Below are 15,867 nucleotides of genomic sequence, written 5' to 3' on the forward strand. Positions count from 1 at the left end.
TCCTTAAAATGGGCATGAAAAAAGCACCTCTACTGAGATGCTCATAAATTTGTGCATTGTTATCTAGATGATCTGCAAAACTCAAAATACTTTTTAACAGCGGAACGTAATGATGACATTCCGTTTTTAATATTTGAACCTGGAGAAAAACTAATACCATCAGGTGCTGGACGATTAAGGCTCTCATCTTCAGAAGAATATTCTAGCAAGTTCACAAGGCTTCGGCCACCATCTTTTGCAAATTCTTCATCTAGGTCTAGTCTTAAACTTTCTTCAATCCTTCGACAACGGCTAATACTATCAGATATAGGACGACTTGAAATTTTGCCCTGTAGCCAATTTCTATAAGCATCATCACGCATTTTCATCACCTCAATAGTATTTTACCCTAAATATACGTGGATGTATTTGACAATTGAAAATTGATGAAAACTGATTGCATGATGGGGTTGAGGATGATGCATTGCGTATGGGTGTTATGCAAAACTATTCTTAGAAAACTAATAACCCTCTATCATCATAAACAGAATTACCAGTTTCTCCACCACAGCGGATTGCACGGTCAAGAGCCATGATTGTGGCAACAGCACCGTCAATCTTCTCGGTGGATTTCTCTTTATCTGCTTTGATATTTCCAGCAGGATCAGTTCTAATGAAGATATTATCCATCATCCAACGAAGTACAGGATGGCCACCGTGGGCTATCTTTTCTTCCAACGTCAGCTTCATCAATTCCTTTGTTGGAGGAGACATATCTTTGAAGCCCTGTCCAAAAGGAACGACTGTGAAGCCTAAATTTTCTAAGTTCTGCGTCATTTGAACTGCGCCCCAGCGGTCAAAAGCAATCTCCCGGATGTTATACTTCATTCCAAGCTCCTCGATGAAAGTCTCGATAAAACCGTAGTGGACAACATTGCCTTCGGTAGTTAGAAGAACGCCTTGTTTCTCCCACACATCATAATTCACGTGATCCCGTCTAACCCTAAGATCAATACTGTCTTCTGGTATCCAGAAGTATGGCAGAACCACATATTTGTCATCTTCATCCTGTGGAGGAAATACAAGTACAAAGGCCGTAATGTCAGTGGAAGAGGAAAGGTCCAGTCCGCCATAGCAGACGCGGCCTTTAAGGGCTTCTGGATTAACCGGAAAAGCACAGGCATCCCATTTATCCATAGGCATCCAACGAATAGCCTGCTTCACCCATTGATTGAGTCGAAGCTGCCTGAAGCTGTTTTCTTCAGCGGGATTTTGTCTTGCAGACTCGTAGGCCATTTTTACTTTATCCATGCTGACAGTTATGCCAAGGGATGGATTTGCTTTCTTCCATACCTTTGGATCAGACCAGTCATCTTCAAGAGCTGCTCCATAAATGACAGGGTAGAATGTAGGATCATTCTTTCTTCCTGCCATGATGTCTAGAGCTTTCTGATGAACCTCCCAGCAGATGCTGTTCTGGTTATCACCTGCAGTGGTGATGAGAAAGTACAAGGGCTGCATTCTGGCATCACCACTACCTTTGGTCATAACATCGTAGAGCTTTCTATTCGGTTGAGTATGAAGCTCATCAAAGACAACGCCATGGGTGTTAAAGCCATGCTTGTTTCCTACATCTGCAGAAAGCACTTGATAAATGCTTCCCGTGGGTTGATAGATCAGTCTTTTCTGTGAGTCCAGAATCTTTACCCGTTTGGACAAGGCAGGGCACATTCGCACCATATCTGCTGCCACATTAAAAACGATGGAGGCTTGGTTACGATCCGCAGCGCAGCCATAAACCTCAGCACGTTCTTCATTGTCTCCACAGGTTAGGAGCAGGGCAACAGCCGCCGCGAGCTCACTTTTCCCCATCTTCTTTGGTATCTCTACATAAGCTGTATTAAACTGGCGATAGCCATTTGGTTTTATGGTTCCAAATAAATCACGGATGATTTGCTCTTGCCAATCTATAAGTTCAAAGGGCTTTCCTGCCCAAGTTCCTTTGGTATGGGAGAGGCATTCAATAAAACCTACTGCATAGTCCGCCATCTCCTTACTGTAATGGGAATCCTTCGCCATGTAAGAGGTTGGTTTATACTTCTTTAGTTTTCGGATATGCGGACACCTCCTTTAAAAAAGACATAAAAAATAGACCATAAGGTCTTCTGTAACGAGGAAAAGAGCTATAATACAGCCCTGTTCCATTGTGCTTTTAATCTTGTTGTTAATTGTATTCCTTCATCAATATTTCAAGTGCAGCCTGCGCATTGCCGTCGATGGGTTCAATGTCCCAGCCTCTATCAAAGTTTGCTATGATCTGGCCTTCTCGCTTTAGCATCAGCTTTGATATTCTACCCTCATCAATGCCGTAAGGGGAGCCTAAGTCAAAGCTTTTGATCCAGTACTGAATGGTTCTGTTTTCGACTTCGATTTTGCCTTCTCTCCACATGGTCTAAGCCCTCCTTAAATCCTAATCACAATCGCCGGTAGAATTTGCTTTTCACCGGTCTGCCAGTCGGTGTGGCTCGTCTTAACCTTGGTAAGTCCCTCCATCCTGCAACCGTGCTTTTCAAATTCGGCAAGGGTTGCGATCAGCCCTGAGAAGGTGCTTGAAATGGTGATGTGGTCGATTCCATAGGCTCTGCAGGCGTTAACAATGGGTTCGATGTCGTAATCCCAAATGACCTCAGAAAAGTCGATGGTGTCGTTTCCTGCTTCCTTGCTTCTTTCGTAAGCCCAGTACATGGTGCTGTTGATTCCAGACTCCTTAAAGTTTGCGCCGGTTGCTTTGGCTTCTTCAAATGCCTTGATTTTTTTCATGTTCTCATCCTCCATTTAGTGTGGTTTTGTTTTGGTATTACATATATCACTCTAAACGAGAATAATAGCAAGTCATTTCTGTAGTAATAGAGCAGGTTTTCAGTTTAATCTTCAATCGCTGTGTAACGCGAGAATTCATAACCTTCCGTATTAGACAATATCTTTTCACCGGTGTCTTTGTTAATGACCCTAATGCATCGAAGCTCACCTTTTTCATTGGTCCCGCCATCTGACTTCTTGATCCAGGGCTGATCTTCTAGAAAATTACTGGTGAACTTTTTAAACTCTGAATCACTGAGTTCAACTTCTCGAATCACAGTGTAATCAGAACCAATGACGCCATCTTCCTTTGCTTCTTCAGTTGCCTCTCGTAGTTCCTTGATGTTATAGAACTTTCGACCAAATAATGCCTTCATTGCTATGTCTCCTCCCTGGACTTTTCATCGATTACCTTACAGGAATCAATGCCGTAAACCACATTCAAGCTGCTGCCGTTGTCCCACTGAACCATGATGGAGCCTGTGTCATCAACGCCCCACACGGTGCCTGTTGTGCCCGCAGGTGGTGCTTGCACATCATCCATGCTAAGGAGCTGGACTCTGGCACCAGCAGGGTACTGCTTGCGTAGGTGGGCCAGTCTTTCTTTACTGATCGGTTTCATTAGGAGCACCTCCTTTGAAAGCACTGCTGCCTGAAAGGTTTTGAAGGAGAATCTTTCTGTGGGTTTTGAACTCTTCTCCAATAAATCCAAGGCGGAGGAGGAAGCAGCGGAATGCGTACTTTTCATTATCGACTTCTTTTTCTTTCACAGTGATTCTCTTTTGTGTTTTCGCCATCTCACAAAGCTTTGTGATGAATTGGGAGTAGGCTTTTATCGCATCTGGATTTGGCAGCTTTGAAAACCAAGGGAAGCTAACGCGTTCTTCATCGGTTTTAATGGGGAGGGCATCCACATTCAGCGCTTTCTTGATGAGGTTTCCTTTTGCTTCTAACAACTTTGTTAGCTTTTCCAAATCTTCATTGGAAAGGGAGTCTTTTGGTATCTGGATGATGAGTCCCGTTTCCTCAAGTTCATCTTCAGCAGGAGCTGGTTCATCCACCTCAGCTTCAAACCCTGCATCTTGTAGCTTTTTCATCAGCGTCTTGATATTGTCCTGATCCAATTCGTTGTCAAAGGTTAGCTCTCCGTCTTTTCCGATTTGGTAGGGTCCGACCTGGTAAGCACAAGATGGAACTCCCAGGTATTTTAAGGGAACCTCTGTGATTTCGCTGATGAGCTTCACCAGCTTCTTCCGTTCGTTACCGGTTACGTTGTAACTGATTTTCATGGTATTGACCTCCTTGTTTTTGGCTTACTACATATATCACTCTAAGTGATGTTAATAGCAAGTCTATCTTTCGATAGTTATGTTATTTATTTTCAGGGAGGTCACTGTAGCGGTATTCTTTGCCATCACGCAGGAGATAGACATCATCTGAAGTCTGTGCTCCAGAAATGAACCTTTCGACTATGACGTCACAAAACTTTTCATCAAGCTCAATGGTGTGACAAATCCGCTGGGTCTGATCACAAGCAATGAGGGTGCTACCAGAACCGCCAAAGGGATCCAGGACAATGCAGTTGCTGAGACTTGAATTAAGAATAGGATGGGCCACAAGAGCCACAGGCTTCATAGTTGGATGAGAGCCATTCTTCTTAGGTTTTTCAAATTCCCAGATGGTCGTTTGCTTTCGATCTGCGTACCAGTTATGCTTGCCTTTTTTCTTCCAGCCAAAGAGCACAGGTTCATGCTGCCACTGGTAAGGAGACCTACCAAGGACCAACGATTGCTTTTTCCAGATGCAGGTGCCGGAGAGATAGAAGCCAGCTTCAGAGAATGCCTTTCTAAAGTTCAACCCTTCCGTATCTGCATGGAAAACATAGATAGATGAGTCCTGCGTCATCACGGTTTCCGTATTGGTAAAAGCCGCCAATAGGAATTCATAGAAGGCAGAATCACCCATGTTGTCGTTTTTGATTTTACCGGCGGAGCCTTCATAGTTTACATTGTAAGGGGGATCTGTCACCACCAGGTTTGCCAGCTTTCCATCCATAAGAAGCGTGAAGGTTTCAGCCTTGGTAGAATCACCGCAAACCAGTCTATGGGGACCAAGCTTCCAGACGTCACCCAGTTTTGTCATGGCGGGTTTTTCCAGCTCTGCATCCACATCGAACTCATCATCGTGGATGCCTTCTTTCAAGGAATCCTTAAATAAGTCATCCAATTCAGAGGGATCAAAACCTGTAAGGGAAACATCAAAGTCTGCACCTTGCAGGTCAGCGATAAGAAGGGCTAGCTTATCCTTATCCCAGTCGCCGCTGATTTTATTAAGGGCAATGTTTAGCGCCTTTTCTTTATCTTCATCCATTTCAATGACCACACACTCAACTTCGGTCATTCCTAAATCAAGGAGCACTTTTAATCTCTGGTGGCCGCCTACAACTCTGCCAGTGGTCTTGTTCCAGATGACCGGTTCAACATAACCAAACTGCTCAATGGAGCGTTTTAGTTTATCGTATTCTGCATCCCCGGGTTTTAAATCTTTACGGGGGTTATAGTCAGCGGGAAGTAAGAGCTTAGTTTTCAGTTTTTCAATCTTCATATCTTTCCGCCACCCTTCTTAAGTTTAGATTGAAATCCACGTTCTCCCACGGGAAGAGTGATGAGTTAAAATGACCGTAGGTTGCTGTATCAGAGTAGATCGCATTTCTTAGGCGTAGCTTTTCAATGATGGCCGCAGGACGAAGATTAAAGATCTCTTTTACCAGTTCACCTAGATCTTCATCACTGATTTTCCCCGTACCAAAGGATGTCACATTAACTGCCACAGGGTTTGCTTTTCCGATGGCATAAGAAATAGCGACCTCGCATTTTTCAGCAAGCCCGCTCCAAACAATATTCTTAGCAATGTACCTGGCCATGTATGCACCACTTCTATCAACCTTTGTTGGGTCCTTTCCACAAAGAGCACCACCACCATGGGAAGCCAGACCGCCATAGGTATCTACCATGATTTTTCTGCCAGTCAGCCCGGTATCAGCAGCAGGACCACCTTCAACAAACCTACCAGAAGGATTGATGAGGATCTCGGTTTCATCATCTAAGGGGAAATCCTCGAAGCACTGCCAAAGCACATTATTTAAGATATCTGATTCTAATTGCTTTTGAGTTTTGTCCTTATGGTGCTGAACAGAAACTACCACAGTCTTAACGCGGATAGGTTTATCCCCATCATACTCAACGGTAACTTGTGCTTTGCCATCGGGCAGGATACCCTTGATTATTTTTCCTTTGCGACATTCATCAATACGCTTTACGATTCTATGAGAGAGAAGTAAAGGCAGAGGCAGCAGCTCACGAGTTTCATTGGTAGCATAGCCATAAACAGTGCCTTGATCACCAGCACCGATGGAACCATAAGGATCACTAATTCCATTTCTTGCTTCAAGTGCTGTATCTACACCAGCAGCAATATCTACACTTTGATGATGTACAAACACGAATACTGTAAATTTCCATGGACTGTATCCAACCTCACGAAGTACATTTTTTACGATAAGGCGGATGTTAATTTTTTCGCTGCAGGTGATCTCGCCCGCCACGATGATTTTACCTTTGGTAGCCATGACCTCACAGGCCACACGTGAAGCTTTGTCTCTGCGAAGGCAAGCATCCAGAATGCTGTCAGCGATTAAATCAGAAAGCTTATCAGGATGTCCCTTGCAAACACTTTCTGCGGTTCTGTAGTTTTTACTCATATCATTATCTCCCATCTTTTTTTATTTGCCCCTACGAGCAGAAAGAAGTCTTTCCATCACATCATCCTGAGGATTTGTTCCTTTGTAATCGCCAGTACAGTTTTCTTTTACAATCTGGAATATCTCAAACCACAGACGATTGGTCTGGTTCATGTAGTTCTGGCCCATGGATACATAAGGACTTTGAATGGCATTTCCTGTGGTGGGGTGCTTAGCAAGAAAGCCATACTCCGTAATGGCCTCTTCACACTGAATCCACCGGGCAACACTCATAGCGTACCGTTCAAGGAGCTGCGGAGAAACCAGAGCAGCGCATCCACGCTTATCCAGCCACTGCCATGTGGCTTTGTAGATTTCGCCTGCCACCAGAGCCTTTCCATCTTTTTGAATGGCTTCAAGCATCTTATTAGGTTCAGGCATTTCTTGTCCCTCAAGGTCTGCAGTGTCGGAAAGCTCCATCACGGTCAGTTTCCTGCCACCGAGATTGCCTTCAGCTATTTTGTCAGCCAGAGGTTTCTTTTTTGCCCCTGCACCAACACGAGCGCCACCTCTGTTCGTACCGTCTTTTGCCAATGATCACACCTCCTTTGCAAAGTGGGGGCTATACCCTCGTTTGAATCTGCGTTTTTTAACACGACACCCCAGCCCGCTGTCCGGATTGAAAAGTTGTAGAGATTTTACCTCCCCCACCGGTCGCCACTCTCAGCAGTGATCTTTGAGTGACATGACTTACAAAGGGCCATCAGGTTACTGGTTTCATTGCCACCGCCTTTGCAGAGAGGGAGGATGTGGTGGACTTCTTCAGCAGCTTTAATCCTTCCATTCCTTTCACACTCCTCGCAAAGAGGATGGGCTTTGATGTAGCGGTCCCTGATACGTTTCCAGGACCTGCCGTACCGTTTATTGGAAGCAGGGTCACGTTGGTATTGGTTGTATCGTTTAGCGACCATCTTCTTATGCTCGGTGCAGTATTGCTCGCTGTCTGCAAGCCGACCGCAGCCTGGGTAAGCACAAGGACGCTTAGGTTTGTATGGCATCGGTTCACCTCCTTTTGGGCATAAGAAAAGCCCTCGTGGGGTGTTCCCCATGAAGGCTTGTTTACATTATTATCTCTCAATTATAGAGTACTAAAAAATTCAACTGCACTCAAGTGGACTCATGTGGACTTTACTATCCACTTTGACATTTTCTTCTTTTAAGTACTGCATTGATACCAGGGATTAGCTTGGTGACATTCTTATTGATGTTATCTGTAGAAATTCTGATTATCTCCCAGCCTTCACCGAGTTTATTGGTAATGACCTCATCTCGGATACTCTCATATTTTTGTCTGTCTTTCCCGTGATAAATCTTGCCATCAATCTCAAGAGCAACTTTCATCTCAGGCAATATGAAGTCAACAGAGTAGTCGAAGATCTTCACCTGATGGAACGCTTTAACGCCACGTCGGATAAGTTCAAGTGCTACCATTATTTCTTCAGTACTCTGATACCATCCAGTCTGGTTCAGACTCTTTTCCACAAGACGAATGGCATCGTTGTAGTGTGCAATATCGGTGACCTTAGAGATTCTCTTTAAAGCATTCTGCAGCTTCATCTGTTTCTTATCAGTGCTGATTGCATTCCCTTCTTCACGCGACTGTCGCACCAGCTCAGACCTGCAGTCTTTGCAGGTATACTTTGTACCACGAGTGTATGTCCAACTATAAACAGGAGTAGAACAGATGTGGCAAGGTGGATAATAACAATTGGAATCTCTACTATCCTTACCAATGGTTATTCCGTCTTCTACTGCTTCATGCCATCCCATTCTTATTCTCCCTTCCAGCCAATACAGCATCTACAGCTCTAAGCGCTTTACGGTGAAGCTTTAGTACCCAGCTTACAGAATAATCAAGGTCATAAGCAATGTCTTCCCAAGGCTGATATGACAGGTAGCGTTTCTCAAGAATCAGCCTGTATTCAATATTATTCACACCTTGGATGATCTCAATAATGTTAATCTTGCACTTTAGTAGTTTGGCGAGATCATCGTTCAAATTATTTTTAATATCTATAATCTTACAGACAGCATCTGCCATATGAGATACTGATTTGCTAGGGTTGTTAGGCATTCCATTTATGGCCGAAGTACAGTTCATAGCCATATTCTCCAGGGATGCAACTTGCTCAAGCTTACTGTTTATTCTTTGATCCAATCGATATGCTTTACTAAGATATTCTTTAGCATTCATTGTTTGGCCTCCTCTTTAAGTTTTCGGATTAGTATCTCCGGTTCTACCGTGGTAAGTTCTCTATACCAATCAGAGTGGAAGAACCTCTCCACCTCGGCTTTTGTATATTTTGCAGATTCATGGCGTGGATGCTTCATCAGCTTCTTTAGTGCATCCCTATAGTCCTTGACGGCTTGTAAGACTATGGCGTTGGCTAAGTTTTCATACGGATCAATCATCGACTCACCTCCAGTTTTGCTTTTACTGCCTCAATCAAAGTTGCCTGAGTTTTTTCTTTTTTACTTAGTGCAGCCATAACATTTTCATCAATAGTGTCTCTAGCAATGATGTGATGAATGACAACCGTGTCGTTTTGCCCTTGCCTATAAAGACGGGCATTGGTTTGCTGATAGAGCTCCAAGGACCAGGTAAGACCAAACCATATCAGGGTGGAACCACCACTCTGAAGATTAAGTCCATGTCCAGCACTTGCTGGATGAATAACAGCTACAGGAATCTCTCCTTCATTCCACTCTTCAATGTCCTTTGATGACTTTAGCTGCCTTACAGGAAATCTCTTCTGGATGCGTTCCAGATCATGCTTGTACCAATAAGCCACAAGGACCGGTTTTCCGTTGGTCCCTTCAATTAAATCTTCAAGGGCATCAAGTTTTCTCTCATGAATAACATGTGCTTTGTTTTCACCATCATAGACAGCACCGTTTGCCATCTGCAGGAGTTTGCCAGAAAGCACTGCAGCATTTGCCGCATCAATCTCTTCCTCACCTAAACTTGCAACCATTTCATCTCTAAATTTTGAATAAATGCTCCACTCTTTCTCATTCAGATAAACATCTACTTCATTCATGATGCATTCTGGCATTTTGAGATAATCCGAAGACTTCATGGAAATCGTAATATCCGATATTTGGTTATAAATTTTCTCTTCTGCTCCAGCCATAGGTTTATATGAAAAGATGATCTGACCATTGCGCTTATCCGGCGTGAAGTAAGCATTCCGGTAGTGAGTTATATACCTACCGAGTCTTTGGCCTAAGTCCAGAATACGAAACTCTGCCCAGAGATCCATAAGTCCATTTGTTGAAGGCGTTCCAGTAAGTCCGACTATTCTTTTCACTTTGGGCCTTACTTTCAGAAGGCTTTTAAAGCGCTTTGCTCCATAGGACTTAAAAGAAGATAACTCATCAACGACAACCATATCAAAGTCAAAGGGTACACCGCTTTTGTTTACAAGCCAATCTATATTTTCACGATTGATGATATAAAGGGTGGCTCTTTTCATAAGGGCATCTATTCTCTCTTTTTCAGTTCCAACAGCCACTGAGTAAGATAAGCCCTTTAGATGATCCCATTTTTTAATTTCAGAAGGCCAAGTATCCCTTGCCACTCTTAAAGGGGCTATAATCAATACTTTTCTGATTTCGAACCGATCAAGGCATAGACTGTAAATAGACGACAAGGTTATAACGGTTTTACCAAGACCTAACCCATGTCCAAAAACAGTGCTGATATCTCATTCTTATCGATATAGTCGATACAAAATTTCTGATAGTCATACGCTTTGAACATCATAAGGGCATCACCTCCTCTATCACCTTCGAAGGTATTTCTCCTTTATCAAAAAACTTTCTAATCTGAGCGTGATATCTCATATGATCTGAACTTGAAGAGAAAACCATTAAGTTATCAGGATCATTATTTCTTCGATTGCCATCAATGTGATGCACAACTTCATTCTTGTTTAATTTTCTACCAAGTTTCTGTTCTGCCACCACCCTATGAGCATGTCTCCCATAATATTTTGTATATGTTTTTCCTTCACCTGTACCTAGCCTAGCTTTTCTCATTTTTGCTCTCATCTCTTTTGTCATTTTTGTGGGGTTTAACTCGCGATTTAACTCTGAGAGATGAACTGACATATTTGTATAGTCTTTGAGTTCATGATATCCAGTAGGGTTTATACTTTTATTGCTAAAATCAGATAAACACTTGCGAGAACAAAAATTATGCTTTTTTATTTGTGATGGGTATTTATAAGTTTCTTTACCACACCAATTACATTTCATTTTTGATTTCATCAAGCACCCCTCCAATCTGCTCTATCCCATCAATGCAGTAGACTAAAAACCCTAACGCTTCCAGTTGCCTTTTTCGCTTTACTTGTATTGGACGCATCTTTTTTCCCGGTGCCTTTAATTCAATAAAGGCGATTCTTCCCATAGGTAAAAGTACAATGCGGTCTGGCACACCATCTAACCCCGGACTTACAAACTTTGGTGCAATTCCTCCCAGCTCTTTCACTGCTTTCACCAGTTTTTGCTCTATATATTTTTCAGTCACTTGTTTACCTCCCATCTGACACAGGAACACAAAATCACAAGCATTTCCCTATATTTACTAACGCGCGTGTACATGCACAGGTATCTACTATCTACTTTTAAGAAAAAGCATTTTTAATATAAGGGAAAATCTTGTGTTGTGTTGTGTTGTGTTCCCTATTCACCATAATGATAAAGTCGCTGCCTGCCATAAATCGGCAAACGCTTAATACTGCTGGTTCGTTCCCAACCTGGAATCTGCGCCATGAGTGCTGCGATCTGATAACTATCAGTAGTCTTTAATTCTGGAAGATTACGATTGAAGCATTCACACCAAATCTCAGCATTGCTTACAGAGGTTCGCGTAACAGTTCCTGTATGCTTAGCGCCTCCGAATTCGCAACCGCTTAGGTAATTTCTTCGGGCAAATAAATCCATACTGTCCCAGTCATCTGGAAGCAGTGTATTCAAGTACTCTTCCACCATACCAACACGCTCGTCAGCCTCCATGGCACCTTTCTGCGCCTTTTCCGCCTCTTCTAAAACATCACCTTCGAGATACAGTTTTTCACCAGAGTTCCATATTTCTTTTGCTTCAGCCCAGAACTGCTGTCTATATCCTTCTGTAAAATTCCAGGTCTTTTTCTGCTTTTTCTGATGCACCTTGATGATCCAAAAGCGGCGGTTACCGGTAATGTCGCGTAAATATCCACGCTCGCCATTTACTGTTGCAATGACGATGCACTGCCTTGGATGGCTTTCTACCACTCTGCCGTAGGACGGTCTGTACTTATCATCTGAGGTAGAGAGGAAGGCTTTCACTTTTTCAATGTCCGCTTTCTTCATTCCAGCAAGCTCACCGATTTCAACTACCCAGAACCCCTGGAGTTTTTCAGCACCCGACTTGTCGTCCATATCCGTAAGGGATAGGGTTTCAGAGTAAAAATCTGCTGTTACCAGGTCTTTTAAAATTGTGCTTTTGCCAATACCCTGATCGCCATCCAGCACTGGAACGCAGTCAAACTTAATACCAGGGACATATATCCGCGCAACCGCCGCTGCAAAGGTCTTTCTAGTCACTGTGCGTATATATTCGGTATCATCCGCCTGGAGATATTTGATGAACACATCTTCCACACGCTTTACCCCATCCCATGTAGGAAGGGAATCAAGATAATCCCTTATGGGATGGAAACGCCTATCATCAGCAACTTTGGTAAATGCAACATCATGGTTTCTGCTTGAAAACGGAAGGTAGCGAATATCCATAATTGACTTAAGCTGGGCTGTATCGGCATCTCTCCAAAACACATTACCTTCCGGCCTTTCCCATGGAAGCGGTCCAGTGACCTGGATACGGTTTGATAGCTCGTTGAATGCAAAATTCTTAAAATCCGGATCATGATTAAGGATAAGGTTTAAGTTGTACACGCTGTTTTCGAGCACTTGACTTCGAGGCTGATATTTCAGTTTTTCTTTCCAGTTGTCACCAATATCCGTAAAGTCCGCTTCAGCTTCTGCAAGTTTCTCGTTGGTAGCAAAGACCTTCACCTCATCAATCTTCATGACAAAATCACACATGCTTTTGAAGGACTTCTTATCATCGTCATCACCAAACTTATGAATACGGACGATGTCAAAGGCATTACATAATTTAAGGTATGCAGGATCCTTGGCATGATGGCTGTATACAAATTTCCCACCATCCTTGATTTCAACACCGGCCATACTGCTTGACTCTATAAAATGATAGCGGGCCTCATTTTCTGTTGGCTCGTATACATCTGACAAAAACGCATCGATTGCTTTTGTTACAGGAAAGTAGACTCTATTGAAAAGCCCGACAACACCCTCCTTATCAAGAGGATCATGCACCTTCTGGTATGCTACCGTATTGGCTTTGCTCTCTCTCGATGAAGTGGGAAGTCTTGTAGGATCAGTCCATTCCGGATGAGCAGTTAAAATATCATCTGGATTAAGCCAATCCTTGTCCACTTCCTTATACACAAAATCTCCATTGGATGGTGTGCTTGGCCAGTACATCAGCTGATTTGGCAGATAGGAGCATTCATCGAAATAATCCATACCGAGCATCTGTGCAAGATACCGGGATACTGCTACAAACTCCTCAGGGGTCACATCTCTTGATAGAGGCAGGATAATGCGCACCCTGGGATTTTCCTTGGTACTGCTATGGGTGGAGTAAAGAACAGAGGTATAGGGAGCATTTGATTCATAGTTTTCGAGAAATTCTTTATCAATTCGGTCACCATCTAAAGCAATCATTGAACGCAGCTCCACGGTTTCAATTTCCCTTCGACCGCCTTTTAGAACACCTGCAACAAAACCACCATGATCTTTTGCATCATCTTTTTGAGCTTTGGTGAACTTGGCATATTCTTCAGCTGATTCTGTTGTTCGTATTGGAGTCTTTAACCTAGCTTTAAGCTCATCAAATGTGATTTGTTTATTCACCCACTTCTTTGCCTGGCGGCTGTTCCCATAGGCAATGGCTAGTTTTCTCATAAAGAGTCCACCTCCTCAAAATCCCTATTGAAGTATCTGATCAGCTGTCTACGCTTTTTCGCCTTCTCAATTTCAATTCTCATGCCTCTTGAAATGACATCACCTAGCACCCACACTTCCTGGCATTTACCCATGAGGATGATGTCCATGAAAATTGCCAGGTCGCGTTCTTTTTCATTGTTGTCATCCATAAACTGTGGAAACATAAGGTGTGGGGCCAGTGGGATATTCCCTTTTTCTAATGCAAAGCGGCAGAAGTCCTGCGCTCGTTTAATATTTTTTTCGGTGTCCCCGCTAAAAGGAGAACAAATATAAACAAGAGGCTTGAAGGCAGCTTTTGACGCTGCCTTTTCCTCTCGAGATACATTACTTAGTGCTTCATATGGAGTAGGGTCATAGTATCCTTCAGCATTGTATTTATTTACGCTCATAATACTGCCCTCCACTCCTAACCTTTTTGCTGCATTCATCACAGAAAACTGCTGTACCATAAAGGTCACTTTCACCATCACTTAAAATTTCTCCAATATCTACCGACACCTCAGAGCCACACATTGGGCAGCGGCAAAATACATTCTCATCTGTTATTTCAATGGATATTTCCATGGAATCATTCAATCTTTCTTTCACACAAAACATAGTTGTAGCCCTCCTTAGTTCTTTTCTAATTTGGTTTTATACCATTCCAGATGACGCTTGCGCTGTTGATAATCTGGAACAGCTACTAACAAGCCAACATCTACTTTTTGTAAAGTGTCCAGCATCGTAATCTGCTCATCAGATAAATAAGGCCTGATGCTTTTTCCTTTCTCAATACCATTTGCTAATCTAAACTGCTTTGCAGTCATTCCAACAACGATGCGATTTAACATATCGCATTCATTACTGAAGTGATATGGCTTAGGATTTTCATGCAGTAGCTTTATGTTGGCGGTTAATAAAGGGAATTCTTGTCTTGCAGAAACGAGGGTTTTAATAAAACACTCCATCTCGTTGAACCTACGGATATAAAGTTCTTTGAATTTCATTGCTTTTTGCCCTGAGTATCCCATTACAAGCATCGTGAACCCATCACGCGTCATGAAATAACAAGGTAGCTTTCTTCCAGTACTGTCCTTATAAGAATCAGCTTTAAAGTTTGTATGAATGAAATTTTCGCTCAGCCCAGATTTGGGCTCAGTGATTCTTGCAATATCTCGCAGAACGTGTTTGTGTTGTTTTTCAAAGAACTCCGCCACAAACAAACTATCCACTCTTGCCGTATCATTGGTGTCGGCAAACACACCATATTGGTCTTTAGGTATTAATTCTCTCATCAGAATTACCTCCTTAAATTTTTTGAAGGTCTTGACCCTTCTAAGTGGTAGCCTTGGGAGAAGGTCAAATCTGACGATTCTGATATTCTTCTTGTAATTTTTTTGTTGCTCGCTTCAACTTTTGAGTGATATTGTTCTCATCAGCACCGATGGACTTGGCATACTCACGTATTGGCGTACCTTCAATACGAACTGCAATAAAGGCATCTGCCCATTCTGGTTTCTTTACAAGAGTTTTGCGAATCCAGTCGCAAATAGCCTCGCATTCATAATCTCTACTGCGTATTTCATCATCGGAAGTGGTACAAAGATAATCCATAATGTTAAAAGACTCATCATCCGGTTCAGCTTGGATAAACCCTATCTTGCCATTTGATTTTTTCATCTTAGGAGTAGGGTCAATCCGTCTGGTTTCTCTCCTCCAACCGTTGTATTCTTTGGAATTCAACAGGTCAAACATCTCTTGTACCGTTTCACAGCGTTTGACTTCATCTTTCTTTTCAGGCTTAGCCTCGGCAAGACGCTGCTCATAGTCAATGTCCAGCATGATGCTATAATCTCCATCTGGAATTTCAATTGTGGTGTAGTTTTTGTGACCGTTCTTGATGTTGTCCTCATACAGCACTTTAATTTTCATTTTGTACTCCTTTCCGTCCTGGCATTGACGGCGGAATACAAAAAGAGCCTGTGGAGAAGATGACCACAGACTCCGCTTGTCCTAAAAACGGGCACACGAAATCACGGTGGGTGCATCTTCATTCCAAACACAGTCTTTATCACTGTGTTCTGAACTCTTATGCATCCCGCCGTCCGTATGCGCACTAGGACATTGAGATTGATTTTGATAGTGGAGAGAAAATCGACTTATGCGAGATA

At 42.8% G+C, this 15,867-nt stretch carries 23 protein-coding genes; all 23 read right to left on the reverse strand.

Annotated features, from left to right (window positions below):
- Positions 1-59: 59 nt before the first annotated feature.
- The 23 genes from ACKVDP_RS00640 to ACKVDP_RS00745 all read right to left on the reverse strand — a co-directional run bounded on the left by ACKVDP_RS00640 (position 60) and on the right by ACKVDP_RS00745 (position 15,628).
- Complete coding sequence (locus ACKVDP_RS00640; RefSeq protein WP_169788236.1) at positions 60-362, reverse strand: hypothetical protein; 303 nt, start codon at positions 360-362, stop codon at positions 60-62.
- A 130-nt stretch (positions 363-492) separates the two neighbouring features.
- A complete protein-coding gene (locus ACKVDP_RS00645; RefSeq protein ID WP_458306232.1) occupies positions 493-2,028 on the reverse strand; it encodes a terminase large subunit in 1,536 nt (511 codons plus the stop codon).
- Between the two features lie 175 nt (positions 2,029-2,203).
- On the reverse strand, positions 2,204-2,428 hold the full coding sequence (locus ACKVDP_RS00650; RefSeq protein WP_023387159.1) for a DUF7678 domain-containing protein: 225 nt from the start codon (positions 2,426-2,428) through the stop codon (positions 2,204-2,206).
- A gap of 14 nt (positions 2,429-2,442) precedes the next feature.
- Positions 2,443-2,799 carry a DUF7698 family protein gene (locus ACKVDP_RS00655; protein ID WP_023387160.1) on the reverse strand — a complete coding sequence of 119 codons (357 nt, stop codon included), beginning with the start codon at positions 2,797-2,799 and terminating at the stop codon, positions 2,443-2,445.
- A gap of 104 nt (positions 2,800-2,903) precedes the next feature.
- Positions 2,904-3,215 (reverse strand): hypothetical protein, encoded by a 312-nt coding sequence (locus ACKVDP_RS00660; RefSeq protein WP_023389182.1) that lies wholly within the window; start codon positions 3,213-3,215, stop codon positions 2,904-2,906.
- Between the two features lie 2 nt (positions 3,216-3,217).
- Positions 3,218-3,460: a DUF4314 domain-containing protein gene (locus tag ACKVDP_RS00665; protein WP_023389183.1), complete on the reverse strand. Its 243-nt coding sequence runs from the start codon at positions 3,458-3,460 to the stop codon at positions 3,218-3,220.
- Positions 3,444-4,127: a hypothetical protein gene (locus ACKVDP_RS00670; protein WP_023389184.1), complete on the reverse strand. Its 684-nt coding sequence runs from the start codon at positions 4,125-4,127 to the stop codon at positions 3,444-3,446. The genes ACKVDP_RS00665 and ACKVDP_RS00670 overlap by 17 nt, the downstream gene beginning before the upstream one ends.
- Before the next feature lie 82 nt (positions 4,128-4,209).
- A complete protein-coding gene (locus ACKVDP_RS00675) occupies positions 4,210-5,442 on the reverse strand; it encodes a site-specific DNA-methyltransferase (RefSeq protein ID WP_023389185.1) in 1,233 nt (410 codons plus the stop codon).
- On the reverse strand, positions 5,432-6,598 hold the full coding sequence (metK, locus tag ACKVDP_RS00680) for a methionine adenosyltransferase (protein WP_023389186.1): 1,167 nt from the start codon (positions 6,596-6,598) through the stop codon (positions 5,432-5,434). The genes ACKVDP_RS00675 and metK overlap by 11 nt, the downstream gene beginning before the upstream one ends.
- A gap of 21 nt (positions 6,599-6,619) precedes the next feature.
- The gene (locus ACKVDP_RS00685; protein ID WP_023389187.1) at positions 6,620-7,171 is read right to left on the reverse strand and encodes a P27 family phage terminase small subunit; all 552 of its coding nucleotides are present in this window, start codon (positions 7,169-7,171) and stop codon (positions 6,620-6,622) included.
- 104 nt (positions 7,172-7,275) lie between these two features.
- Positions 7,276-7,386, reverse strand: a complete 111-nt coding sequence (locus tag ACKVDP_RS13820; protein WP_458306234.1) for an HNH endonuclease signature motif containing protein — start codon at positions 7,384-7,386, stop codon at positions 7,276-7,278.
- Positions 7,341-7,715 (reverse strand): hypothetical protein, encoded by a 375-nt coding sequence (locus tag ACKVDP_RS00690; RefSeq protein ID WP_458306235.1) that lies wholly within the window; start codon positions 7,713-7,715, stop codon positions 7,341-7,343. Before ACKVDP_RS00690 ends, ACKVDP_RS13820 begins: the two co-directional genes overlap by 46 nt.
- 53 nt (positions 7,716-7,768) lie before the next feature.
- Positions 7,769-8,407 (reverse strand): endonuclease domain-containing protein, encoded by a 639-nt coding sequence (locus ACKVDP_RS00695; protein ID WP_023389189.1) that lies wholly within the window; start codon positions 8,405-8,407, stop codon positions 7,769-7,771.
- Positions 8,394-8,831 (reverse strand): DUF1492 domain-containing protein, encoded by a 438-nt coding sequence (locus ACKVDP_RS00700; protein ID WP_012065077.1) that lies wholly within the window; start codon positions 8,829-8,831, stop codon positions 8,394-8,396. The genes ACKVDP_RS00695 and ACKVDP_RS00700 overlap by 14 nt, the downstream gene beginning before the upstream one ends.
- The gene (locus ACKVDP_RS00705; protein ID WP_023389190.1) at positions 8,828-9,049 is read right to left on the reverse strand and encodes a hypothetical protein; all 222 of its coding nucleotides are present in this window, start codon (positions 9,047-9,049) and stop codon (positions 8,828-8,830) included. Before ACKVDP_RS00705 ends, ACKVDP_RS00700 begins: the two co-directional genes overlap by 4 nt.
- Complete coding sequence (locus tag ACKVDP_RS00710) at positions 9,046-10,290, reverse strand: DEAD/DEAH box helicase (protein WP_023389191.1); 1,245 nt, start codon at positions 10,288-10,290, stop codon at positions 9,046-9,048. Before ACKVDP_RS00710 ends, ACKVDP_RS00705 begins: the two co-directional genes overlap by 4 nt.
- Positions 10,291-10,399: 109 nt before the next feature.
- Complete coding sequence (locus ACKVDP_RS00715; RefSeq protein WP_023389193.1) at positions 10,400-10,909, reverse strand: HNH endonuclease signature motif containing protein; 510 nt, start codon at positions 10,907-10,909, stop codon at positions 10,400-10,402.
- Positions 10,887-11,171 (reverse strand): VRR-NUC domain-containing protein, encoded by a 285-nt coding sequence (locus ACKVDP_RS00720; RefSeq protein ID WP_040907347.1) that lies wholly within the window; start codon positions 11,169-11,171, stop codon positions 10,887-10,889. Before ACKVDP_RS00720 ends, ACKVDP_RS00715 begins: the two co-directional genes overlap by 23 nt.
- Positions 11,172-11,326: 155 nt before the next feature.
- Entirely contained in the window at positions 11,327-13,675 is a 2,349-nt protein-coding gene (locus ACKVDP_RS00725) for a virulence-associated E family protein (RefSeq protein WP_409226871.1), read from the reverse strand.
- On the reverse strand, positions 13,672-14,106 hold the full coding sequence (locus tag ACKVDP_RS00730) for a DUF7768 domain-containing protein (RefSeq protein ID WP_409226872.1): 435 nt from the start codon (positions 14,104-14,106) through the stop codon (positions 13,672-13,674). Before ACKVDP_RS00730 ends, ACKVDP_RS00725 begins: the two co-directional genes overlap by 4 nt.
- Positions 14,093-14,314 carry a hypothetical protein gene (locus tag ACKVDP_RS00735; protein WP_409226873.1) on the reverse strand — a complete coding sequence of 74 codons (222 nt, stop codon included), beginning with the start codon at positions 14,312-14,314 and terminating at the stop codon, positions 14,093-14,095. The genes ACKVDP_RS00730 and ACKVDP_RS00735 overlap by 14 nt, the downstream gene beginning before the upstream one ends.
- 14 nt (positions 14,315-14,328) lie before the next feature.
- Positions 14,329-14,991, reverse strand: coding sequence for a Rha family transcriptional regulator (locus ACKVDP_RS00740; protein WP_409226874.1), 663 nt, complete (start codon positions 14,989-14,991; stop codon positions 14,329-14,331).
- Positions 14,992-15,055: 64 nt separating this feature from the next.
- Positions 15,056-15,628, reverse strand: a complete 573-nt coding sequence (locus ACKVDP_RS00745) for a hypothetical protein (protein WP_409226875.1) — start codon at positions 15,626-15,628, stop codon at positions 15,056-15,058.
- Positions 15,629-15,867: the final 239 nt, after the last annotated feature.

This window comes from Gudongella ferriphila, assembly GCF_046224405.1.
Taxonomy (GTDB): Bacteria; Bacillota; Clostridia; order Tissierellales; family Tissierellaceae; genus Gudongella.

Bases quoted from the DNA above. Each gene is read 5' to 3' on its own strand.
- ACKVDP_RS00650 (WP_023387159.1), bottom strand. From the start codon at position 2,428: ATGTGGAGAGAAGGCAAAATCGAAGTCGAAAACAGAACCATTCAGTAC.
- ACKVDP_RS00725 (WP_409226871.1), bottom strand. From the start codon at position 13,675: ATGAGAAAACTAGCCATTGCCTATGGGAACAGCCGCCAGGCAAAGAAG.
- metK (WP_023389186.1), bottom strand. From the start codon at position 6,598: ATGAGTAAAAACTACAGAACCGCAGAAAGTGTTTGCAAGGGACATCCT.
- ACKVDP_RS00655 (WP_023387160.1), bottom strand. From the start codon at position 2,799: ATGAAAAAAATCAAGGCATTTGAAGAAGCCAAAGCAACCGGCGCAAAC.
- ACKVDP_RS00675 (WP_023389185.1), bottom strand. From the start codon at position 5,442: ATGAAGATTGAAAAACTGAAAACTAAGCTCTTACTTCCCGCTGACTAT.
- ACKVDP_RS00730 (WP_409226872.1), bottom strand. From the start codon at position 14,106: ATGAGCGTAAATAAATACAATGCTGAAGGATACTATGACCCTACTCCA.
- ACKVDP_RS00745 (WP_409226875.1), bottom strand. From the start codon at position 15,628: ATGAAAATTAAAGTGCTGTATGAGGACAACATCAAGAACGGTCACAAA.
- ACKVDP_RS00660 (WP_023389182.1), bottom strand. From the start codon at position 3,215: ATGAAGGCATTATTTGGTCGAAAGTTCTATAACATCAAGGAACTACGA.
- ACKVDP_RS00715 (WP_023389193.1), bottom strand. From the start codon at position 10,909: ATGAAATCAAAAATGAAATGTAATTGGTGTGGTAAAGAAACTTATAAA.
- ACKVDP_RS00670 (WP_023389184.1), bottom strand. From the start codon at position 4,127: ATGAAAATCAGTTACAACGTAACCGGTAACGAACGGAAGAAGCTGGTG.
- ACKVDP_RS00665 (WP_023389183.1), bottom strand. From the start codon at position 3,460: ATGAAACCGATCAGTAAAGAAAGACTGGCCCACCTACGCAAGCAGTAC.
- ACKVDP_RS00645 (WP_458306232.1), bottom strand. From the start codon at position 2,028: ATGGCGGACTATGCAGTAGGTTTTATTGAATGCCTCTCCCATACCAAA.
- ACKVDP_RS00705 (WP_023389190.1), bottom strand. From the start codon at position 9,049: ATGATTGATCCGTATGAAAACTTAGCCAACGCCATAGTCTTACAAGCC.
- ACKVDP_RS00700 (WP_012065077.1), bottom strand. From the start codon at position 8,831: ATGAATGCTAAAGAATATCTTAGTAAAGCATATCGATTGGATCAAAGA.
- ACKVDP_RS00740 (WP_409226874.1), bottom strand. From the start codon at position 14,991: ATGAGAGAATTAATACCTAAAGACCAATATGGTGTGTTTGCCGACACC.
- ACKVDP_RS00735 (WP_409226873.1), bottom strand. From the start codon at position 14,314: ATGTTTTGTGTGAAAGAAAGATTGAATGATTCCATGGAAATATCCATT.
- ACKVDP_RS00640 (WP_169788236.1), bottom strand. From the start codon at position 362: ATGCGTGATGATGCTTATAGAAATTGGCTACAGGGCAAAATTTCAAGT.
- ACKVDP_RS00695 (WP_023389189.1), bottom strand. From the start codon at position 8,407: ATGGGATGGCATGAAGCAGTAGAAGACGGAATAACCATTGGTAAGGAT.